The sequence below is a fragment of the Thermodesulfobacteriota bacterium genome, from assembly GCA_030583865.1.
GTDB lineage: Bacteria > Desulfobacterota > GWC2-55-46 > GWC2-55-46 > GWC2-55-46 > UBA5799.
This window is the reverse complement of record CP129479.1, coordinates 2,649,342-2,670,518: the sequence shown is the minus strand read 5'-3', so window position 1 is coordinate 2,670,518 and position 21,177 is coordinate 2,649,342. Positions and strand designations below refer to the sequence as shown.

Annotated in this window: 20 protein-coding genes; 17 read left to right on the top strand and 3 right to left on the bottom strand. The window is 57.0% G+C overall.

Annotation, left to right across the window (positions count from 1 at the left end; genetic code table 11):
• Positions 1-15 precede the first annotated feature (15 nt).
• From miaA to QY316_12700, 5 genes are all read left to right on the top strand, one after another.
• Positions 16-936, top strand: a complete 921-nt coding sequence (miaA, locus tag QY316_12720; GenBank protein WKZ34126.1) for a tRNA (adenosine(37)-N6)-dimethylallyltransferase MiaA — start codon at positions 16-18, stop codon at positions 934-936.
• The gene (locus tag QY316_12715; GenBank protein ID WKZ32753.1) at positions 933-1,649 is read left to right on the top strand and encodes a hypothetical protein; all 717 of its coding nucleotides are present in this window, start codon (positions 933-935) and stop codon (positions 1,647-1,649) included. Before miaA ends, QY316_12715 begins: the two co-directional genes overlap by 4 nt.
• Entirely contained in the window at positions 1,646-2,251 is a 606-nt protein-coding gene (locus tag QY316_12710) for a hypothetical protein (GenBank protein WKZ32752.1), read from the top strand. Before QY316_12715 ends, QY316_12710 begins: the two co-directional genes overlap by 4 nt.
• Positions 2,252-2,287: 36 nt before the next feature.
• Positions 2,288-2,812 carry a CDP-alcohol phosphatidyltransferase family protein gene (locus tag QY316_12705; protein ID WKZ32751.1) on the top strand — a complete coding sequence of 175 codons (525 nt, stop codon included), beginning with the start codon at positions 2,288-2,290 and terminating at the stop codon, positions 2,810-2,812.
• A 69-nt stretch (positions 2,813-2,881) separates the two neighbouring features.
• On the top strand, positions 2,882-3,919 hold the full coding sequence (locus tag QY316_12700; protein ID WKZ32750.1) for a phosphatidylserine/phosphatidylglycerophosphate/cardiolipin synthase family protein: 1,038 nt from the start codon (positions 2,882-2,884) through the stop codon (positions 3,917-3,919).
• A gap of 488 nt (positions 3,920-4,407) precedes the next feature.
• Here QY316_12700 and QY316_12695 read toward each other — a convergent pair whose 3' ends face one another.
• On the bottom strand, positions 4,408-5,256 hold the full coding sequence (locus QY316_12695; protein WKZ32749.1) for an FAD/NAD(P)-binding protein: 849 nt from the start codon (positions 5,254-5,256) through the stop codon (positions 4,408-4,410).
• Positions 5,243-6,283, bottom strand: coding sequence for a 4Fe-4S dicluster domain-containing protein (locus QY316_12690; GenBank protein ID WKZ32748.1), 1,041 nt, complete (start codon positions 6,281-6,283; stop codon positions 5,243-5,245). Before QY316_12690 ends, QY316_12695 begins: the two co-directional genes overlap by 14 nt.
• Before the next feature lie 178 nt (positions 6,284-6,461).
• On the opposite strand from QY316_12690, the gene QY316_12685 reads away from it, so the two are divergent.
• The 3 genes from QY316_12685 to nifU all read left to right on the top strand — a co-directional run bounded on the left by QY316_12685 (position 6,462) and on the right by nifU (position 9,074).
• On the top strand, positions 6,462-6,938 hold the full coding sequence (locus QY316_12685; GenBank protein ID WKZ32747.1) for an Rrf2 family transcriptional regulator: 477 nt from the start codon (positions 6,462-6,464) through the stop codon (positions 6,936-6,938).
• Positions 6,939-7,143: 205 nt separating this feature from the next.
• Positions 7,144-8,316 carry a cysteine desulfurase NifS gene (gene nifS / locus QY316_12680; GenBank protein WKZ32746.1) on the top strand — a complete coding sequence of 391 codons (1,173 nt, stop codon included), beginning with the start codon at positions 7,144-7,146 and terminating at the stop codon, positions 8,314-8,316.
• 377 nt (positions 8,317-8,693) lie between these two features.
• Positions 8,694-9,074 carry a Fe-S cluster assembly scaffold protein NifU gene (gene nifU / locus QY316_12675; protein ID WKZ32745.1) on the top strand — a complete coding sequence of 127 codons (381 nt, stop codon included), beginning with the start codon at positions 8,694-8,696 and terminating at the stop codon, positions 9,072-9,074.
• A gap of 192 nt (positions 9,075-9,266) precedes the next feature.
• Here nifU and QY316_12670 read toward each other — a convergent pair whose 3' ends face one another.
• Positions 9,267-10,022, bottom strand: a complete 756-nt coding sequence (locus QY316_12670; GenBank protein WKZ32744.1) for a hypothetical protein — start codon at positions 10,020-10,022, stop codon at positions 9,267-9,269.
• Between the two features lie 243 nt (positions 10,023-10,265).
• Here QY316_12670 and QY316_12665 point away from each other — a divergent pair, with 243 nt between their 5' ends.
• From QY316_12665 to QY316_12625, 9 genes are all read left to right on the top strand, one after another.
• Complete coding sequence (locus tag QY316_12665; protein ID WKZ32743.1) at positions 10,266-10,481, top strand: type II toxin-antitoxin system HicB family antitoxin; 216 nt, start codon at positions 10,266-10,268, stop codon at positions 10,479-10,481.
• 187 nt (positions 10,482-10,668) lie between these two features.
• On the top strand, positions 10,669-11,775 hold the full coding sequence (mnmA, locus tag QY316_12660; protein WKZ32742.1) for a tRNA 2-thiouridine(34) synthase MnmA: 1,107 nt from the start codon (positions 10,669-10,671) through the stop codon (positions 11,773-11,775).
• Positions 11,751-13,088 (top strand): tRNA (N(6)-L-threonylcarbamoyladenosine(37)-C(2))-methylthiotransferase MtaB, encoded by a 1,338-nt coding sequence (gene mtaB / locus QY316_12655; GenBank protein ID WKZ32741.1) that lies wholly within the window; start codon positions 11,751-11,753, stop codon positions 13,086-13,088. The genes mnmA and mtaB overlap by 25 nt, the downstream gene beginning before the upstream one ends.
• A 317-nt stretch (positions 13,089-13,405) precedes the next feature.
• On the top strand, positions 13,406-14,158 hold the full coding sequence (rnc, locus tag QY316_12650) for a ribonuclease III (GenBank protein WKZ32740.1): 753 nt from the start codon (positions 13,406-13,408) through the stop codon (positions 14,156-14,158).
• Positions 14,148-14,966: a radical SAM protein gene (locus QY316_12645; GenBank protein WKZ32739.1), complete on the top strand. Its 819-nt coding sequence runs from the start codon at positions 14,148-14,150 to the stop codon at positions 14,964-14,966. The genes rnc and QY316_12645 overlap by 11 nt, the downstream gene beginning before the upstream one ends.
• 226 nt (positions 14,967-15,192) lie before the next feature.
• The gene (locus QY316_12640) at positions 15,193-15,540 is read left to right on the top strand and encodes a hypothetical protein (GenBank protein WKZ32738.1); all 348 of its coding nucleotides are present in this window, start codon (positions 15,193-15,195) and stop codon (positions 15,538-15,540) included.
• Between the two features lie 127 nt (positions 15,541-15,667).
• Positions 15,668-19,141, top strand: a complete 3,474-nt coding sequence (gene mfd / locus QY316_12635) for a transcription-repair coupling factor (protein WKZ32737.1) — start codon at positions 15,668-15,670, stop codon at positions 19,139-19,141.
• 60 nt (positions 19,142-19,201) lie between these two features.
• Positions 19,202-20,107 (top strand): peptidyl-prolyl cis-trans isomerase, encoded by a 906-nt coding sequence (locus QY316_12630; protein ID WKZ32736.1) that lies wholly within the window; start codon positions 19,202-19,204, stop codon positions 20,105-20,107.
• Positions 20,104-21,051, top strand: coding sequence for a peptidyl-prolyl cis-trans isomerase (locus QY316_12625; protein ID WKZ32735.1), 948 nt, complete (start codon positions 20,104-20,106; stop codon positions 21,049-21,051). The genes QY316_12630 and QY316_12625 overlap by 4 nt, the downstream gene beginning before the upstream one ends.
• Positions 21,052-21,177 lie beyond the last annotated feature (126 nt).

Sequence of the window (21,177 nt, the reverse complement as noted above, 5' to 3'; positions counted from 1 at the left end):
TCTGAAAATAGTATAATTTCCCGGATGCAGAAGCTCCTTGTCATAGCCGGGCCCACAGCCTCCGGCAAATCGGCCCTGGCAGTCGAGCTTGCGCTCTTATTTGACTGCGAGGTCATAAGCGCTGATTCCATGCAGGTCTACAGGCACATGGACATAGGCACGGCCAAGCCCGCTGAAGACGAAAAGGCAGGCGTACCCCACCACCTGATAAGCATTGTCGACCCTTCTGAAGAGTACACGGCCGCCAAATTCAGGGAGGACGCCTTCCGAAAGATCCGGGAGATAAACGATAAGGGAAAAAGGGCCGTGATCGCAGGCGGCACCGGCCTCTATATCAAGGCCCTTACCCAGGGGCTCTTCGACGGGCCTGAAGCCGACAGGGAACTCCGTAGGGGCCTCCTCGAAGAGGCGGAAAAAAAAGGCAGGGCAGCCCTCCATGAGAAGCTCCGTGAAGTCGACCCCGTGAGCGCCTCGCGCATACACCCCAATAACCTCCACAGGGTCATAAGGGCCCTGGAGGTATACAGCCTCTCCAGGAAGCCCATATCAGACTTCCATAAGGAGCACTCCTTTGCCCCGGCCCCCTTCGAGACCCTGAAGATAGGGCTCTCGATGGAAAGGGAGGAGCTATACGCGGCAATAGACAGGCGAGTCGATATGATGGTCGGTGCAGGTCTTCTGGAAGAGACGAGAAGGCTCCTTTCAATGGGGTACCATTCCGGCTTGAAGCCGATGCGCGGTTTGGGTTATAAGGAGATGACCGCTTTCATCGAGGGCGGGTACGGGCTCGATGAGGCCGTCCGCCTCATAAAAAGGAACACGAGGCATTACGCGAAAAGGCAGATGACCTGGTTCAGGAAAGACCCTGAAATAAGATGGTTCAATCCGGGGGACAAAAACTGTATAATAGGGCTTGTAAGGGGGTTCCTCAATTGAGATACCTGCTTGTTTTGATATTACTGGCCGTTTCCGCTACCGCGCACTTTAATGCCGCGGAAGCGGCCGATATCGTCGTCATACCCTCGGAGGGCACTGCCGCCAGATCCGACGACATGGCCCGGATGAAGCGCTCGGCCCTGGACGGGGCGCTCGTGAACGCCGTGAGGGACGCCGTCAATTCCATACTCGTAAAGGAATCGCTTGTCGCGCCCGAGGCCGTCTTAAAGGACATGACCTCGAGCCCCGGCGCATATGTCCTCAATTACAGGATTCGCTCCGAAGGGCTCGTAATGCACATGGACGCGCTCCCGGCTGGCGGGCCGCTCCCGGTCGATGCCTCGCCAGGCGCGGGCGTCGAGTTTTACCATGTCTGGATCGACGCCTCTGTCGACAGGGACGCGCTCCGGGACGCCATAACCAAATACCTCGCCGTAAGCGCCTACCAGAGCCCGCTCGTCATAAACATAATAGACGTCGTCGATTACGGGACCTTCAACGGGCTCCTCTCCTCGATAAGGAAGATAGCCGTCATAAAACACCTCTCGTACAGGTCTTTTTCCCCGGGCAGGGTCACGCTCCTCGCGGAGACCGGCGCAAGCGCGCGCATGCTCGCGGCCAGGATAGCCAACGAGGTGCCCGAGAAATTCGCCGTGGTGGAGGGGGCCGGGCAGATCATCATAAGGCCCTCGGAGGGGCTCTCGCTCGAATGAGAAGACTCCTCCCCGCCATACTGCTGGCCCTTCTGCTCGGAGGCTGCGGGACCGCGGTCAGGCACTCCGTCACGGACGGATACGCAAAGGCCGCGCCCGTAAAGGTCGCGGTTCTCCCGGTCGTCTGGGAAGAGAAGGCCCCAGGCGAGGCCGAGGACATAAGCCGCCTTTTCAGGGCAATGTCCGTTGAGAAGCTTGCGGCCCTCAAGTACATTACGGTGCCGCTAGAGGAATTCGAAAAGCACGGCAGGGACGCGGAGGGCTGGGCCTCCAGGCCTCCGAATGAGGCGGCCGCCCTGCTGGGGGCCGACGGGCTCCTCTACATCCGCGTAACGGACTGGGACAGGGACAGCTTCATTCCGTACGCTTCCCTGAGCATAAAGGCTTACTTCGAGCTGCGCTCGGCCACGGGCCAGCTCCTCTGGACGGCCGACTACAGGAGCAGGGAATCGGACCTTAATCTGGACAGGGCGCCCATGCACCTCGCCATGTACAAGGCATATGAGCCCAGGGTGCAGAGGTTCGTGGACGCCGTATTCACGACCCTGCCGCCCGGGAAGGCGGAGGAGCGGACCAAGACCTATTTCAAATGGCTGCCCTGACAGGGGCGCCTCTGAGGGGAGGAATTCCGCCGGAAGATGAAGCATATCCCGAACCTCCTTACAATCCTCCGGATAGCCCTCGTCCCGGTCTTCCTTTATTTCGTCGTAATCGAAGAGCTTTACACCGCGGCCGCTGTTTTCATAATAGCGGGCGTAACCGACGGGGTTGACGGCTTTCTCGCACGCAGGTACGACCTGAGGACCGAGTTCGGCGCCAACATGGACCCGTTCGCGGACAAGTTCCTCCTCATGAGCGCGTACATAGCGCTCACTGCCAAGGGTCTCCTGCCGCTCTGGCTCACGATACCGGTAGTACTAAAGGACTCCTTTCTTTTGACCGGGTTCATGGCGCTCCGCGGCATGGGCAGGAAGGTCGCGGCCTCCCCGAGCGTCTTCGGCAAGTCAACGACGGTTCTGCAGATACTGACTGTAGTATATGCCATGCTCATAGGCAGGGACGCCTTCTTCCCGTTCCTGGCCGGGGCCACGGCCATGATTACGGTCTACACATGGATAGACTATTCAAGGAGGGAGTATCTAATCCAGACGGGCAGGAAGTAAGGTCTTTCGGCTCTCGTCTTATCCCCCGCCCTATTCTGCCGCCCAAGGATTCGCAAGCGGAACCGGCCCATGAGATATAAATTCTATTCCACGACCGAGAAGGCCTGGGACGCGATGCTCGAGGCCATGAAAGAGGCGAGGGAGTCCATCTACCTCGAGATGTACATCTTCGTGGACAACACCCCCAGGCACGCCTTCTTCGAGGCCATAAAGAGAAAGGCGCGCGAGGGCGTGCGCGTAAAGATAGTTATCGACTCCTTCGGGAGCTCGGAGCTAAGCAAGGAGACCATAGAGGATATACGGGGGGCCGGGGCGGAGCTCATGCTCTTCAGCCGCTGGTTCCGCCACACGCATAAGAAGATACTCATCGTTGACGAGAAGGTCGCGTTCATCGGCGGGGTCAACATCCACCGGCTATTCCTCAAGTGGAAGGACCTGCAAATACGCCTCGAAGGGCCGATAGTGAATAACGTGATCTGCTCTTTTGCCCGCACCTACATGACGTGCGGCGGGGAAGACCCGTCGGTTGCGCGCTTCTGCGAAAGGGGACCGAGCCTCGGGGAGAGGGCGCGCATCTGGTTCCTCGAGCACCAGCCGCCGAGCGGAAAGAGGCTAATAAAGAAGCATTACAGGAGCGCCATAGCCAGGGCCCGGAAAAGCATAGTGATAGTGACGCCCTACCTCTTTCCCCGGAGGTGGATGGTGGCGCTCCTGCATCAGGCGGTGCTCAGGGGCGTAAAGGTAGAGATGATACTCCCGCGCCGCACCGACCACCGGCTTTTCACGAAGACGAACTTCTTCTACATATCCGCGCTCGCCTCCACGGGGATAAGGTTCTACATACAGGACGAGATGAACCACGCGAAGGTGCTGCTAGTTGACGGGAAGGAAGGCGTCGTCGGCTCGCAGAACCTCGACATACTTTCCTTTGACTACGGGATAGAGGCCGGGGTGTGCTTCAGGGAAAAGGAAATGGTAAAGGACCTGAAGGGCATCATCGAGGAATGGAAGGCCGACTCAGTTCCCTTCGACCCGTCGATGTACAGGGAGAAGTGGCTTGATTTCCTGATAGCGCCGGTCATCAGGCTTTTCCAGACGATAATGTGAGGCGCGCCAGCGGGCTACTTTTTTCTGTCATTCTGCAGAACGAGGCCCTTCGCTTCGCTCAGGGTAAACTCCGCGACCGAAGAATCTCGTATTCAATCCTTGTTGCAAAAAGGCCTTTTAACGCGCTGCCGCGCTCTTTTCGGGCATAAGGCTCCGCGCCCTTTCCGCCTCCTTCCCGCGGGCTCGGCCCGTATGTCGCTCGGCCTTCGGCCTCGCTCCTGCTGCCCCGCCTCGCCCGCCCCTCCCCCAACCCTATGTTCGCTCCGCCTTATGCCCCTGGGTTGTGTTGAAAGGCAAAAGCAAAAAAACGGTTTTTTTCTCAGCAGCTAGCTGAAAAGCCGTTTTTATTCAGGCTGCTCAAAAAGCTCCAGATGCGAGGCCCGGTTGGAACAGGGGAGCGAGGAATGAGGCGTTACTTTTCGCGTACGCCGGAGTGTCAAGCGACGTAGCCTTCGAAGCAGATGGACTTTTTCAGCAGCCTTCAAATATCAGAACGCCTCCGGCATGCCCTTAAGCTCCGATAGCCTGAAGACCGGGCCGCACTGGCATACGTAGAGGCTGTTTATCTGGCAGTGGCCGCACTTGCCGACCCCGCATTTCATCCGCCTCTCGAGCGAAACGAATATATCCTCAGCGCCGAGCCCCCTGGCATTGAGGCTCAGGATAACGAACCTGTACATGACCGGCGGGCCGATTACCACGCCCGTGGTATTCATGTGGTTCATCTCTATCTTCGGGATGAGGGCGGTCACAAGGCCCGTATGCCCCTTCCAGAGCGCGTCGGACCTGTCTACGGTAGCCTGGACGTCGAGGCCGCGCCGCCTCCAGCCGTCCATCTCCTCGGTAAAGAGCATCTCCTCCGGGGTCTTCGCGCCGTAAATCAAAGTAAGCCTCCCGAAGCGCCCGGGATTATCGAGCACGGCCTTCAAGAGCGAGCGCATGGGCACGATGCCTATTCCGCCCGCCACGAATACGATGTCCTTCCCTTCCAGCGCGTGGAGGTCAAAGCCCCTGCCGAATGGGCCTCGCAGCCAGATGCGGTCGCCCTTCCGTAGCTTATGGAAGGCGTTCGTCAGGTTCCCGACTGCCCTTATGCATAGCTCTATCTTCCTCTCGCCTGGCCCGGAGGTGATTGAGATGGGCGCTTCCCCGTAGCCCGGGAGCCCCACCATGAAAAACTGGCCCGGCCCGTAGTCGAGAAGCGTCTCGTTCGAGGGGGCGACGACGAAAAACCTCTCCTTTTCGCTCACCCGTATGGAGCGCTCCACCATCCCCAGGAACGGGAGATAGGGAGAGTCCATGCCCCTTGAGAGCGCCCCTTCCTTATATTCCGGCATTTTCGCGTATGAGCTCATTTGTTACGTCCACTATGTTGATTTTTACGAGGCACGATCTCGAACACCTGCCGCACCCCACGCAGAAGAGCGAATCAAAGGTGTCCGTAAGATACCTGAACTTCCTGTTGAACCTGTGCCTTAGCCTTTCGGCCCTGGTCTTTCTGAAGTTGTGGCCTCCGGCCACCTTCGCGAAGTCTTCGAGAGTGCAGCCGTCCCAGCTCCTTACCCTTTCGCCTTCGGCGAGGCTCGCGCCGACCTCGTCTTTAACGTCGAAGCAGTAGCATGTCGGGCAGACGTTATTGCAGGAGCCGCAGCCCGTGCATATCGCGCCTATCCTCTCCCATACGCGGCTTTCGTCGCTTCTGGCGTATATGGCCGGAAGCTCCTCTGGCGGTGCGTCGAGCTTTGCCCTGAATGCGAGGCGCCGCCTTCCCTTGGCTTCCTCAAGCTCGATAAGAGCCGTTCTTCCGGGCTCTCGAGTCCGGGAGTGTTTTTCCAGAAGCTCCGCACCCCGGTCGCTGCCGACCCTTACGAGGTATCCGCCGCTAATCTTGTGGAGGAAAAGGTCGAAGCCGTCTTCCACGTCATTGTTGCCGAGGCTGTCGCAGAAGCAATATTCGTCGGGCATGCAGTCCGCGCCGATTACGATCGTATGCTCGCGCCTGAAAAGATAGTTCGGGTCTGCGACGCCGTGGGCAAAGACCCTGTCCATTAGGGCGAGGGCCCTTATGTCGCAGGGATGCAGGCCGAAGAGGACCTGCCTTTCAGCCTCGATCACCGGGACATGTGTAGATGTCTGCATGTTGAACTTTAAGAGAACTTCCCTTTGCGGGAAGAGGAACCCCTTTGCCGAAAGGTGGCTCGGCGACTGCGTTAGCTTTAGCTCGTCCGCGTCCGAGACCTCCCCAAAGGCCGGGAAGCCGTCTTTCTCGATCGTTCCGTAGACCTTGTATTCCTTTAAGAGGCCCTTTACCAGGGAACTTAGCGCCTTCTCTGGTAAGTATTTGAATTTTGGAGTCTTTTCCATACAAGAGAATTATATCAGGGCCAAAAAAACATGTCTATACCTGAAAGAAGGTTTTCTGAATTTTTCCAGCTCTCATCGGGAGCAGCCATTTCAGGGGTGTTAATACTTGACAATTTTGATAAGGTATATTAGATTGTAACAGTAGCAGGTTTTTTCTTATGCTCGGAAGGGAGTCCAGGTGAGGTTATCCACAAAAGGTCAGTATGCGGTTCGGGCGATGGTAAATCTCGCCTGCCATTCCGGCGAAAAGCCCGTGACCTTGAAGGACATTTCGGCTGAGGAAGGCATCTCTCTCTCCTACCTTGAGCAGCTTTTCGTGAAGCTCAGGAAGGGGAAGATCGTAAAGAGCGTCAGGGGCCCCGGCGGCGGATATGTGCTCGCCAAGCCGCCTGCGGTCATAAGCGTGGGCGACATTATCTCAGTGGTCGAGGAGCCCATGAACCCGGTTGCCTGCCTCGACGACGACTCAGCCGGGTGCGACAGGGCCACAACCTGCACCACCCAGCGCGTCTGGAAGTGCCTTGCAGAGAAGATCTCCGAGTTCCTTAATTCGGTTTCCATAGAAGACTTGAGCCGGGAGGCCCTGGCCCTTAAATCCGGCCACCCGCCCGTGAACACAAACGTATGCGGCATAACCGAGCAAACGCGGTCTTGAGTAAATGAACTACCCGCGGCAAGCCGCAGGGTTTCTTTTAGACCTCCCCTCCCTTGATGGGAGGGGATAAGAGGGGAGGGTGAAACCTCTTCACCTCCTCCCAGCCTCCCCCATCAAGGGGGAGGAGTCAAAAGCAAACACGACCGCAAGCGGCGGGGTATCAGATCCTAAGAGTAAATGAAGAGAAAAGGGAGGCTTGAGCACATTGAACCGGATCTACTTTGACCACAACGCGACGACCCCTGTGCCCGAAGAGGTATTCGAGGCCCTGGTCCCGTTTCTTAAAGAGCAGTGGGGCAACCCCTCATCCATACACTGGGCAGGCCGCGGCACGAGGAAGGCGGTCGAGGACGCAAGGGAGAAGGTCTGCGCCCTCCTTAACTGCACGAATACCGAGCTCATCTTCACAAGCTCCGGCACCGAGGGCGACAACCACGCCCTGAAGGGCCTCGCCTACGCGAAGAAAGACAAGGGCAACCACATCATAACGACCGCAGTCGAGCACCCGGCGGTCTTGAATACCTGCAAGCACCTCCAGAAGGAGGGCTTCGAGGTCACTTATCTTGGCGTGGATAACGACGGCCTCATAAGCCTCGACGAGCTAAAGGCCGCCATCACCCCCAAGACTATCCTAATATCCGTCATGTTCGCCAATAACGAGACAGGCGTCCTCTTCCCCATGAAGGAGATAGGCGCGATAGCGAAGGAAAAGGGAATAGCCTTCCACACGGACGCTGTCCAGGCCGCAGGGAAGGCCAAAATAGACGTAAAGGACATCAACTGCGACCTCCTTACCATATCCGGGCACAAGCTCTACGGCCCCAAGGGAATAGGCGCGCTCTTTGTTAAAAGGGGCGTGCGGCTCGTGCCCCTTATCCACGGCGGCCACCACGAGAGGAACAGGCGCGGCGGAACCGAGAACGTGGCCGGAATAGTCGGCATGGGCAAGGCAGCGGAAATAGCGCTACGCGACATGGACAAGGAGATAGAGCACCTTAAATCCCTGAGGGACAGGCTTGAGAAGGGCATGGCCGAGAGGGTGCCGCACATAAAGGTGAACGGGCACGCGGATAAGAGGCTACCCAACACCTCGAACATCAGCTTCGAGTTCGTGGAGGGCGAATCGCTCCTCCTTAACCTCGACATGAAGGGCATTGCGGCCTCAAGCGGCTCTGCCTGCACATCCGGGAGCCTTGAGCCCTCTCATGTGCTCATCGCAATGGGCCTTACCCACGAGCTTTCGCACGGCTCAGTCAGGTTCAGCCTGGGGAAATCAAACACCGCAGAGGAGATAGACTTTCTCCTCGAGACAATGCCGCCCATAGTCGAGCGGATGCGGGCCATGTCGCCGCTCTACGCGGCAGGGGGCAAGGGTTGACAAGGAAACCGGAGTTGGAATAGAATTGTCTTATAAAAATTGATCTTTTCCCCGGACTCTTTGTCAGGCCGGGAATAAAAATGCTCACATATTGTCATATATGCTCCGCTTTTTATTCCCGACCTTCTGGAAAAGCGGGGAAAAATCTTTATTTAATTCACCCCTCTTTCTTAAAGAGGGGCAGGGGGAGATTAAGAGTGTCATTCTGAGAAGCGAAGCGACGAAGAATCTCGTATTTCAACCAAACCAGATTCTTCACTTCGTTCAGAATGACAGAATTCGAATCTGCAATCAACCGGGCGAAAGGCCCATTCAGAAACTACATAGAAGGAAGCTTCTCAAACAACCAACAGGCGAAATAGACAGGAGCCACGAAAATGTACAGCGAAAAGGTGATGGACCACTTCTCAAACCCCAGGAACGTGGGCGAGGTAGAGGGCGCGGACGGAACGGGCACGGTGGGCAACCCGGCGTGCGGCGACATAATGAAGCTCAGCATCAAGGTCGAGAACGACGTGATAACCGACGTGAAGTTCAAGACCTTCGGCTGCGGCGCGGCCATCGCGACGAGCTCGATGGTTACGGAGCTTGTTAAGGGCAAGGGGCTCGATGAGGCCGAGCAGATATCGAACAGCACGGTCGCCGAGGCCCTCGACGGCCTCCCGCCCGTAAAGATGCACTGTTCGAACCTCGCGGCAGACGCCCTCCACGCGGCAATAGAGGACTACAAGAAGAAGCTCGCCGGTACGGCGAAGTAGTTTCAGGCGGGAAAAAGATTGGAATTGAAAAGCCCCCCGGGGAGACCCGGGGGGCTTTGGTTTTTTGGATGTCATTGCGAGCGTAGCGCGGCAATCTGGTTTAGGAATATAATTTGTTGGGTTACGCTCCGCTAACCCAAACTACAAGGCTCACAAATCTACCCACAGAAAATGGTGAAGACCCATTTTTTTTCATAATTTCATCGGGTCATAGTTTTTAAGTATTTTTGCTACCTTCGGATTTCTTTTAACGATCATATCATGAATATATGGCCAATATTCTGAAACAAGAAGATTGCCCTGTAGATTACGACGTACAAACCCAGCAGTCTTAAGGACACGATGAGACTTCAGGTCCTCGAAAAAAATGGGCGCTTCTAATAAACACAACCGCTGTATGTTTCCAATGTAACAGTCACCTTCTCTCCAATCAGCTTTTCCTCTATGTTTTTCCCCAATTAGTGTGTAAATTTCCTTGATAGTCTTTTCTGGACGACATCGGTATATGAGCAATAGGTCGCCGATAGTGGCGCGTTTAGAAATGCCCCATGAAACCCTTTTTGAATTTTCCAGCCAGTGCCACTGATCTTCCCTCGCCGGCTGAATCCAAATCTTTGGTACGGAATGAAATTCTTTTTTTAATTCAATTACTTCTAAGGGACAATCAGGCCAATCATGATGCCAACATACTATACAATCACATTTTTTGGGATCGTGACCATGTGATTTGAAATTGCTTGATCGAAATTCAAATTCAATCCTGACAAGCTTCTCACGGTCACCACTTCGTCGATATGCAATACAATCGGGGAATTGAGGGCGAATTTCTTCAATGCGAAATTGTTTTTTGCGTGCAATGTGAGCAAAAAGATAGACGACACCGATTTCATTTTGTGGTGCATACTGGAGAGGCGCGTTGGTCAAAGAATTTGGTCTTATTTTCTTCATTAATTAGCCCGTGGAGCGGAATCTGCTTCCAAGGTTCCGGTAGGCACACCACTTTCCCATGAAGGGCGAGATGGCTTCTCGCCAGTCGCCGGTGGGCTCCGCCCACCAGTTCTTGTTCTTTTTATACCGCATATTCAATCCAGTATACAAGCCATTTACATAATTGCTGTGCCTGCCATTCTGTCTTGACGAAATCCACCCAAAAGGAATAAACTGAATAGTTACCCACAAGGAGAAAAAATAATGCATCGTTTTCTTATCGTGATTGAAAAGGCGGACAATAATTTTTCCGCATACTCGCCCGACCTCCCCGGCTGTGTTGCAACCGGCGCGACGCGCGAGGAAGCCGAGCGTAACATGCACGAGGCCGTCGAGCTCCATATCCGCGGCATGAAGGAAGACAATCTCCCCATTCCCGAATCATCCTCTTTTGCGGAGTACATAGCCGTAAACGAGTAATATTCATAAATACAGATTCTTCGCTTTGCTCAGAATGACAAACATTCGCGAACCAATCAGATGTTCCCTGAAATCCGTCCTGCGTTTCCTCCCCCCAACTTTTCTCTGGCAAAACGTCTGATTCTTTATTAAAATTAAGGGGATTACCCCTTTTAGAGCCGTTTTTCAAGGGCCGAGGACTTACGGAATGTCCCGAAAGAAGGCGGTAGTCGCCATGAGCGGCGGCGTTGATTCATCCACAGCCCTTGCTCTCCTCAAGGAGCAGGGCTATGAATGCATCGGCGTCTCGATGCAGCTCTGGGACTACTCCAAAAAAGAACTCGAAAGAGAGGAAGGGAGCGGCGCAACCGCCGGAAGCTGCTGCTCCCTCGACGACATCCACGACGCGCGGCGCGTGGCCGACAGCCTCGGTGTGCCCTTCTACGTCGTTAACGTGGAAGAGGCCTTCTCGCGCGAGGTCGTCGATTACTTCGTCTCGTCCTATTCCAGCGGCTCCACCCCAAACCCCTGCATAAAATGCAACCAGGTCCTGAAGTTCGAGGTGCTGCTTAATAAGGCCCTCGGCCTTGAAGCAGACTATCTCGCAACAGGCCACTACGCCCGCATAGAGCGCGCGCCCTGGGGCATGCGCCTTCTTAAGGGCGTTGACCATTCCAAAGACCAGAGCTACTTCCTCTTTACCATGACGCAGGCACAGCTCGGGCGCGTCCTTTTTCCGCTTGGAAATCTCACCAAGCCCGAAGTAAGGGAGCTTGCGCGCTCGCTTTCCGTCCGGACTTCCGAGAAGGCAGAGAGCCAGGAGATTTGCTTTGTCGAAGAGCCGAGCTACGCGGAATTCCTATCGGCGCGCGTTCCGAACGCGCCCGGAGATATAGTCGATACTGAAGGCCATGTGCTTGGAAGGCACAAGGGCCTATTCAATTACACCATCGGCCAGCGGAAGGGGCTTAACCTCTCGGGCGGCCCTTTTTATGTTCTCGACATCGTAGTCCCGTCGAACAGGGTCGTGGTGGGAAGCGCTGAAAGGCTCTATTCCAACGGCCTTACCGCCGTTGATGTAAACTGGATAAATCCTGAGGCAATGGAAAAGGCGCGCGGCGGCAAACTGATTGCCGCCGCGAAGATACGCTATCGACATGAGGAAGCGCCTTGCATGGTGAAGACGCTGCCGGACGGATCAATAGAGGTCGCCTTCGGCAAGCCCCAGAAGGCCATCACCCCCGGACAGGGTGTCGTAATCTACGACGGCGACGAGGTGCTCGGCGGCGGATGGATACGGGAGGCGAGGAAGTGAACGTGAGGAAAGTCGCCATAACAACCCTCGGCTGCAAGTCGAACCAGTACGACTCTTCCGCGCTCGAGGACGCGCTCCGCGCCGCGTCATTCGAGGTCGCGCCCTTTTCCGGGCCTGCCGACGCCTATATCATAAATACCTGCACGGTCACGGGCAGGACAGATACCCAGTCGCGACAGGTAATAAGGAAGGCGCGGAAGGAAAACCCCGGCGCGATAGTGGTGGTAACAGGCTGCTACGCGCAGGTCTCGCCCGATGAAGTGAAATCGCTCGGAGTTGATTTCGTGGTAGGGAACCCGGAGAAGGAAAGGATCGTCGAATATCTCCTTGGCGGCAGGCGGCAGGGGATTACGGAAGACCTGGGTCAGTGGCAGGAGGGCACGCCCTGGACGCTTCGCGCCCGCTCCTCATCGGGCCGCACCAGGGCCAACATGAAGATACAGGAAGGGTGCGGAAGAGCCTGCTCCTATTGCATCATCCCCAGGGCCAGGGGCCTATCGAAGAGCCTCCCCTTGAATGAAATCGAGCGCGAGTTCGACTCTCTCGTTGAAGCCGGATACAAGGAAGTGGTGCTCACGGGCATACACCTCGGCGCATGGGGCGCGGACTTATCGCCATCAACCGACATAACAACGCTGCTTGAGCTTATAGAGAAAAAGGACTACCCGTGCAGGTTCAGGCTCAGTTCCCTCGACCCGGACGAGGTGACGGACAGGCTCATTGAAATTTTGCAAGACGCCAAAAGGGTCTGCAACCATTTGCACCTCTGCCTTCAGAGCGGCGATGATAACATCATAAAGCGCATGAGAAGGCCTTACACAAGGGAGCTCTTTGCCGAAAGGATCGAGAGGCTTGTCGCGTCCGTGCCGGAGATATCCGTGGGCGTTGACGTCATAGCGGGCTTTCCGGGCGAGGGAGATGCCGAATTCGAAAATACCTATTCGATCCTCTCCGGCCTGCCGATAGCCTATCTCCACGTATTCCCGTTCTCGAAACGCCGTGGCACGCCTGCCGCGGATTTTAAAGACCAGGTCGAGCCCCGCACCGTAAAAGAGCGGTGTTCGAGGCTGCAGGAGCTTGATCGGGCCAAGAGGGACGCCTTCCATCAAAATTTTATCGGCAAAAAAGCCGGCGTGCTCGTTGAGGGGGGCCGCGACAGGCGCTCAGGGCTCCTTACAGGAAGGGCGCGGAACTACATACGTGTATTTCTCGAAGGCGACGACGCGCTCAAGAGAAAGCTTGTGGAGGCGGAGCTTCAGGAGCCCGCAAACGGCGGCATGAAAGGGGCTGTCGCTGCCGGAGAAAAGGTTTAGCCAGTAGTATTTTTGTCATTCTGAGGGAGCGTAAGCGACCGAAGAATCTCGTAACTCGCGGATTTTCCTGAATACGAGATTCTTCGCTTCGCTCAGAATGACAAAATTTGCGAATCAATCAGACCTTCCCTGAAGAGGGGCAGGGGAGATTATCTCGTAGGGCGCGCTGTGCGCACCATTCTAATCCCCCTCTGTCCCCCTTTAGAAAAGGGGGAAGCTGAAGTACCCCGTGATAGCACGCGAGGGTTAGCGCAGTAGCAGGGTGCGCTCCGCGCACCGTCAATCTTTTCAGCCACACGACCAGCCGGAGGTGTATTTTGAAAGACGGTAATGCGTTTGAAACATTTCTTGCGACCCTTCCTTTCAGCTTTACTGACCCCGAGCTCATGAGGAAGGTCTTTGTCCACAGGTCTTACCTCAATGAAAAGGAGGGGGCGGGGCTCAAGTCCAACGAGCGGCTCGAGTTCCTCGGCGACGCCATCCTCTCGAACATCATAAGCCACATGCTCTTCAGGAAGTTCCCGGACATACACGAGGGCGAGCTTACGAGGATGAGGGCCAAGCTCGTGAACGGGCAGGCACTGGCCCTGCTAGCAAAGGAGCTCTCGCTCGACAAATACCTCCTTCTCGGCAAGGGCGAGCGCGGGGGCGGCGGGGTCGACAACCCCTCCATACTCGCCGGCGTCTTCGAGGCCTTCATAGCCGCCGTCTACTTCCACCACGGGTTCCAGAAGACCTTCGAATATGTCGAGACCCTCTTTTCTCCTCTATTGCAGGAGGCGCTCGAATCGCCCGGTCATTTCGATTTCAAGCCGAAGCTGCAGGAGCTCTCGCAGAGGCTATTCAAGGAAGCCCCGGTCTATATTTTGAAGGGCGAAAAAGGCCCGCCGCACAAAAAGACCTTCGAGGTGGAGGTCATGGTCAACGGAAGGGTGCTCGGCTCTGGCTCGGCAACCAGGAAAAAAGACGCGGAGCAGGCCGCAGCCGGGGAGGCGCTCGGGAACATGACCGAACGCTTCACCGAGTTCTTCCCTGAAAGGATGCCCGGCGGGGAACTGCATGGCGCATAAGCAGCTCATAATCCCCATCTTCATCCCTTTCGGCGGCTGCCCCCACCAGTGCGTGTTCTGCGACCAGAAGGGCATATCCGCGGTAAGGGAGCTGCCAGAGCCAACGGAGGCGGCAAGGCAAATCGAGCTCTATCTTTCCACATGGAAGGGCAAGGGCGCGCGCGAGGCCGCCTTTTACGGCGGCAGCTTCACCGGCCTCCCGGAAAAGACCCAGAAAGACTATCTCGAGGCGGCTCTCCCGTTTATAAGGGACGGCAGGCTCGATTCAATAAGGGTCTCTACCAGGCCCGACTACATCGACGTTCAAAGGGCTGTTTTTCTTTTGCATAATGGGGTAAGGACAGTAGAGCTCGGTGTGCAGTCAATGGACCCGAAGGTGCTTGCGCTCTCCGGAAGGGGGCACGGCCCGGATGCGACAATAGCTGCCGTGGCCGCGCTTAAAGACGCCGGGCTCAAGGTGGGCCTCCAGTTCATGCCCGGCCTCCCGGGCGATTCGATTGAAACCATACTCGACACAACCCAAAAAATAATCGCCCTCAAGCCTGATTTCGTAAGGGTCTATCCCTCGCTCGTCCTCAAGGGCACGGCCATGCACAGGATGTATTTAGGCGGGCTCTACAGCCCGTGGGGGCTCGAAGAAATGACAGAGGCATGCGTGCAGGTCAAGCGGCTCCTTGACGAGGCAGGCGTGCCCGTGATCCGCATGGGCCTCCAGCCCGGGAAAGAGCTTGAGGAATCCATTGCCGCGGGCCCGTATCATCCCTCCTTCAGGCAGCTCGTCGAAGCCCTGGCAACCTCTAAAAATTGATCTTTTCCCCGGATTCTGTGTCAGGCCGGGAATAAAAAGCGGAGCATATATGATAATATGTGAGCATTTTTATTCCCGGCCTTCCTTGATTACGGGAAAAATCTCTAATTTTTTAGAGGTTGCCTTTTATTTCCGTGCGGGCTTGCAAACCGGAAAACCGGGGCTATTATTATATATGCCTCGCCGGACCTGAAATCCGGCGGCAAAAAAGCAGGGGGGAATGCCCATGAAAAGGACCGTCTCCGCGCTCCTTGCAGCCCTTGTCTTATTTCTCGCCGTTACTCCGTCACAGGCCTCCCCGACAATGGAAAAAGGGGAGCCCTCTTCGACCGAGATAATATTCGACGTGCTGGTCGGGAGGCCGCTGGGCATAGTGGCTACCGTCCTCGGCACCGCGGTCTTCATCGTTGGCCTGCCCTTCACCATCCCGGCCAGAAGCGTGGGAGTCACCGCCGATAAGCTTATAGCAGACCCGTTCAAATACACCTTCGCAAGGCCTGTCGGAGACATCGACACATACGTAAGGTCCTGCTGCGACGATACGAAAGAAACAGCCGCGCTCGCGGAGCCCTGAACTGACGCGTTCTACCCTTTACCCCTTCCAGATTTTTGTCCGTAAATCACCGCTTTTCCCCGAAGCGCCCGGTGTGTTATAATTTTTCGTTCCCCCGTCCGGTCGAGGATGAAACGGGGGACCACATATGTCCACCAGAGAAAAGACCTATTCCATAAGAGACGCCTTGAGGGACGCCGTCCAGCTTGGGCCAGGCAGGAGGATTTCGATTTCCGGCCTTTACGGCTCATCAAGGGCGTATCTGCTTTCCTCGCTTTTCCGCGGGCTTGGAAGGCCTCTCCTTGCCGTGACCGACGGGACGGAGAGCGCGGAATCCTTTGCAGGCGACCTCCGGTTCTTCCTGGGCGAGGATGACGTGCTCCTCTACCCGGCGCCGGAGGTGCTCCCCTTCGAGCCCCAGCCAGCTCACCAGGACATACAGGCCCGGAGGATGGAGGCCCTCTTCAGGCTCGTTTCCGGGAAACCCCTTATCCTGGTAACTCCGGCCTCCAACCTGATGCAGAAGGTCACGCCCAGGGAAGACCTCTCCAGGAAGTCCCTCGCGTTAAGGAAAGGCGAGGAGACGGACAGGGACGCGCTTACCATGAGCCTACTGGATGCCGGGTACTCGCGTATGAGCATGGTGGAGGAGCGGGGCGAGATATCGGTACGGGGCGGCATACTCGACATATTCCCGCCGATGTACGATTTCCCCGTCCGGATAGAGTTCTTCGGGGACGAGGTCGAATCCATAAGGACGTTCGACCCCGCTACCCAGAGGTCGCTCAAGGAGCTCGAAGAGGCGCTCATAGTGCCTGCCAGGGAGACGGCCTCCCGGAGGTCTTCGAGGCTGGACGCCCGCGAAAGGCTCATAGAAAGGGCTGAAGAGCTGGAGATCCCGCGCGAGAGGTGGGAACCGCTCTCGGACAGGCTCCGGGAAGGCTCGGTCGCCGGCCTGGATTTCCTCCTGCCCCTCTTCCATGAGAGGCTCGATACCCTTTTTGACTACCTCAAGCCGGACACCATGACCGCGCTCATCGAGCCCGAGCTCGTAAGGGGCGGCCTTAAGGCGTTCGGGGATGAGGTGGACGAGGCGGCCCGACGCCTGCTCGCCCGTAAAGAGTTTTTTACCGAGCCTGACTCGATCTACCTGAAGGCAGACGAGGCCCTCGGAATGCTCGATAAGACCGCGCTCCTTCATATCGAGTCCTTCCGTAGCGGCGGCCTCGAGATATACGCTGAATCCAACATCGACATACGGCAGGAGATATCGTCGAGAAAGGGCGAGGAGCTCCTTAAACCCCTTGTCGAAAGGATAGGCTCGTGGACCGAGGCCGGGCTCCGGGTCTTCATAACAGCGCACAACCGCGGGCAGGCCGAGAGGACAGGGGAGCTCCTTGAAGGCTACGGCCTAAAATACGCGCTCACGAAGGGCATTGAAGCGGCGGCCATCGAGGGCGTTGGCCTTTATGTGGCGACAGGCGCCCTCTCCACGGGCTTCAGGCTCCCCTCCGAGGGGCTTGTAATAGTATCCGAGGAGGAGGTCTTCGGAGAAAGAGTAAAGAAGCGGGGCCCGCCGTCGAGACGGCTCGAGGCGTTCCTTACGCAGCTCCAGGACCTCTCCGCCGGAGACTTCATAGTCCACAAGCAGCACGGCATCGGCCTCTACAGGGGCCTTAACAAGCTCTCGATAGACGGGCTTGAGAACGAGTTCCTTCTGCTGGAATACAGGGGCGGCGACAGGCTCTATCTCCCGGTCTGGAGGATGGACCTCGTGACCAAGTACCACGGGGTCGAGGGGAGCTCCCCTGAGCTCGATAAGCTCGGCGGCCCGGGCTGGGAGAGGTCAAAGAAGAAGGTAAAGCAGGCGGTCGAGAAGCTCGCGGGAGAGCTCCTCAAACTCTACGCCGAGAGGGCGGCGGCGGAGGGCTTCGCATTCTCGCCTCCCGACAGGCTCTTCCACGAGTTCGAGGCAGGCTTCGAGTACGAGGAAACACCCGACCAGGCCAGGGCAATTGAGGAAACGCTTAATGACATGCAGGAGCCCCGGCCCATGGACAGGCTCGTCTGCGGAGACGTCGGCTACGGGAAGACCGAGGTCGCCATAAGGGCCGCGTTCAAGGCCGTGCTCGATAAGAAGCAGGTCGCGGTGCTCGTTCCCACTACCGTCCTTGCCGAGCAGCACCACAGGACCTTCTCGAACCGGCTCGCCGCATACCCGGTGACGGTCGAAGTCCTCTCGCGGTTCAGGTCGAAAGCCGAGCAGAAGGAAATAGTAAAGAGGCTTGCCGAAGGCAAGGTGGACATAATAATCGGCACACACAGGCTCCTTCAGTCCGATATCGAGTTCAAGGACCTGGGTTTGATAGTTATAGACGAGGAGCACAGGTTCGGTGTCGCGCACAAGGAAAAACTCAAGAAGCTCCGGGCCAGGGTCGACGTCCTTACGCTTACGGCAACGCCCATACCGAGGACGCTCCACATGTCGCTAGCCTCGATAAGGGAGCTCTCGATAATAAACACGCCCCCTGAGGACAGGCTCGCCATAAGGACCCAGGTCGTACGGCACGACGAGGAGGTCGTCCGCGAGGCCATAGAGAGGGAGCTTTCAAGGGGCGGCCAGGTATTTTTCGTCCACAACAGGATACAGTCAATAGGATTGATAGAGGAAATGCTCCGGAGAGTCGTGCCCCATGCTCGGGTTGCTGTGGCGCACGGCCAGATGAAGGAAGGGGAGCTTGAGAAGAAGATGTTGGGCTTCGTTTCAAAGGAGTTCGACATACTCCTCTCGACCTCCATAATAGAATCGGGCCTCGATATACCGACCGCCAACACGATAATCATAAACAGGGCCGACAGGTTCGGGCTTGCGGAGCTCTATCAGCTCCGCGGAAGGGTAGGAAGGAGCAAGCACCGGGCCTATGCCTATTTCATATGCCCATCCATCGCCGAGCTTACGGGCGACGCAAGGAAGAGGATAGAGGTCATACAGGAGCTCTCGGAGCCTGGCTCGGGCTTCAGGGTCGCCACATACGACCTTGAGATAAGGGGGGCAGGGGAGCTCCTGGGCACGGCCCAGTCCGGCAACATAGCCGCCGTGGGCTTCGACATGTACACGCAGCTACTCGAAGAGGCCGTACGCGAGATAAAGGGCGAAAGGGTGGAAGAGGAGGTCGAGCCGGAGATAAACCTCCGGATATCACAGTACATACCCGAGGACTATGTCCCTGACACTAGGCAGAGGCTCAACCTCTACAAGCGGTTCTCTTCAATATCATCCGAGTACGACATCTCGGCGATTACCGAGGAGCTCGAGGACAGGTACGGCGAGGTCCCTGCGCTTACGCGGAACCTCTTCTCCACGGCGTCGCTCAAATTGATGCTCAAGGCCCTCAATGCCCGCGAGCTGACCCAGAAGGGCACACGGCTCTATCTCTCGTTCGAGGGCGCGGAAGGGAAGCTCCCGCCCGAGGGGGCCGTAAAAAAGGCGGCGGAGCTTGCGAGGAAAGAGCCCAAAAGGCACAGGGTCACTCCCGAGGGCAGGTTCATAACCTTCATGAAGGAGGGCGAATCCCCGCTCGACGTGGCCAGATATGTATTGAAAGAGCTTCTTAAGGGGTGATATGATTTCATGATGGCCGGCAGGGGTTTACCTATTAAAAAGCGCCCAGGGAGCGGGCTGTTGAAGGCCTTCGCACTCCTCTTTTTTTTGGCGCTCGCAGCCGGGTGCGGCTACTTCAAGGACGACTCCGGTGAGGTCATAATCAAGGTCAACGGGCGCTCGATAACAGCCGGGGAGTACAGGGACGCGCTTAAGCGGCTGGTGCCCTCGGAGAAGGGCGAAGAGGCGGGCGAGTTCATTGAGCTGAAAAAAGAGCTCGTAGCCGAGATGGTAGAAGAGGAGCTCCTGCTCGAGGAGGCCGAGAGGGCCGGCATTACCGTGGGCGCGGCAGAGCTCGCGGCGGAGGTTGACCTTATAAAAAAGGAGTACGGCGACGCCTCTTTCAGGGCGGCGATAGAGTCGCGCTACGGCAGCCTCGGCGAGTGGGAGGAGAAGATCAAGAGGAAGCTCCTGGTCAAAAAGGCCATCGAGTCGATAACAAGCCTGGCAAAGGTCTCCGAAAAGGAGGCAAGGCAGTATTACGAGCAGAACAAGGAAGGGTTTTCGAGGCCCGAGCAGGTCAGGGCCAGGATGATCGTCGTCGCCTCGGAGGAGGACGCTACGGAAGTCAGGGAAAGGATCACCCCTGAAAACTTCGGAGAAATCGCGAAGGAGGTCTCCCTGAGCCCAGAGGGCAAGGAGGGCGGAAGCCTCGGGTACTTCGGGGCCGGTGATATGCCGAACGAGTTCGAGGCCGTGGTCTTCAGCCTCAAGCCGGGGGAGATAAGCCAGGTGGTCAAGACGGAATACGGTTTCCACATATTCCTCCTTGAGGAAAAGAGGAAGGGCGGGCCGGTCCCGTATCCGGAGGTCAGGGCCAGGATAGTAGAGCGCCTCAAAAACGAGAAGACCGCGGCCATCCTGGACGAGTGGATAGCCGAGAGGAAGCGCTCTTCCAGGATAGAGATACGGGAGGGGCTCCTGTGAGAGGGTTCATCGCCGCCCTGGCGCTTGCCGCAATGCTCTTCTCCCCCGCCCAGGCCCGCGCCGAGGTGGTGGACAAGGTCGTGGCGGTCATTAACGACAGCATCATAACGCTATCCGAGCTCAAGGCCGCGACCGCCGTGGCAATGGAGAGGCTCGGGGTGGAAGGCGGCGCAATCGACCCTGAAAAGGCCCGCGAGATGGAAGGCGGGATACTTGAGGGGCTAATAGAGCAGCGGCTTGTGAAACAGGCGGCGGACAAGGCTGGCATAGAGGTGAGCGAGCGGGAGATAGACAACGCCGTTGACGATATTAAAAAGCAGAACAGGCTGACTCAGGAGCAGCTCCTTCTCGCTCTGGCCGAAAACGGCCTGACCCAGAAGGAATACAGGGAGCAGCTCAAAGAGCAGATACGCCAGGTGAAGTTCGTGAACAGGGAGTTCAGGTCAAGGATATCCATCCAGCCCGAGGACATAGAGGACTACTACCGCCGCAATATCGATAATTTCCAGTCCCCCGCCCTTTTCAGGCTTCATATCATATTCCTGCCCGGCAACGACAAGGACGTCCTCGCGAGGCGCTTGAACCTCATAGCGGGCGGCCTCCGGGCAGGCGAGGACTTCAGGGACCTGGCAAGCCAGTACTCAGAGGGGCCCGCGGCGTCTGCCGGAGGCGACCTGGGGCTCCTGAAATCCGGGGAGCTTGAGCCCTGGCTGGAGGAGGCCGCCTCTAAGCTCAAGCCCGGCGAGGTGAGCCCGGCAATCGAGAGGCCAGAGGGCGTCTACTTCGTCCGTCTCTCGGATTACCTGCCCCGGGCGCCGAGGCCGCTCGCGGAGGTGAGGGGAGAGATACAGGACAGGCTCTTCAAAAAGATAATGGACGAGAGGTACAGCTTCTGGCTTAACGAGACCAGGAAGTTCGCGCATATTGAGATAAGGATGCAGTGAGTTTTTGCAACCTCTAAAAAATTGATCTTTTCCCCGGACTCTGGGTAGTGTTACGGGAATAAAAATGCCCACACATTATCTATGCGCCGCTTTTTATTCCCGGCCTTCCGTGAAAAGCGGGAAAAT

Bases quoted from the DNA above. Each gene is read 5' to 3' on its own strand.
- QY316_12710 (WKZ32752.1), top strand. From the start codon at position 1,646: ATGAGAAGACTCCTCCCCGCCATACTGCTGGCCCTTCTGCTCGGAGGC.
- QY316_12705 (WKZ32751.1), top strand. From the start codon at position 2,288: ATGAAGCATATCCCGAACCTCCTTACAATCCTCCGGATAGCCCTCGTC.
- QY316_12700 (WKZ32750.1), top strand. From the start codon at position 2,882: ATGAGATATAAATTCTATTCCACGACCGAGAAGGCCTGGGACGCGATG.
- QY316_12695 (WKZ32749.1), bottom strand. From the start codon at position 5,256: ATGCCGGAATATAAGGAAGGGGCGCTCTCAAGGGGCATGGACTCTCCC.
- QY316_12690 (WKZ32748.1), bottom strand. From the start codon at position 6,283: ATGGAAAAGACTCCAAAATTCAAATACTTACCAGAGAAGGCGCTAAGT.
- nifU (WKZ32745.1), top strand. From the start codon at position 8,694: ATGTACAGCGAAAAGGTGATGGACCACTTCTCAAACCCCAGGAACGTG.
- QY316_12670 (WKZ32744.1), bottom strand. From the start codon at position 10,022: ATGAAGAAAATAAGACCAAATTCTTTGACCAACGCGCCTCTCCAGTAT.
- QY316_12665 (WKZ32743.1), top strand. From the start codon at position 10,266: ATGCATCGTTTTCTTATCGTGATTGAAAAGGCGGACAATAATTTTTCC.
- mnmA (WKZ32742.1), top strand. From the start codon at position 10,669: ATGTCCCGAAAGAAGGCGGTAGTCGCCATGAGCGGCGGCGTTGATTCA.
- mtaB (WKZ32741.1), top strand. From the start codon at position 11,751: ATGGATACGGGAGGCGAGGAAGTGAACGTGAGGAAAGTCGCCATAACA.
- QY316_12645 (WKZ32739.1), top strand. From the start codon at position 14,148: ATGGCGCATAAGCAGCTCATAATCCCCATCTTCATCCCTTTCGGCGGC.
- QY316_12640 (WKZ32738.1), top strand. From the start codon at position 15,193: ATGAAAAGGACCGTCTCCGCGCTCCTTGCAGCCCTTGTCTTATTTCTC.
- mfd (WKZ32737.1), top strand. From the start codon at position 15,668: ATGTCCACCAGAGAAAAGACCTATTCCATAAGAGACGCCTTGAGGGAC.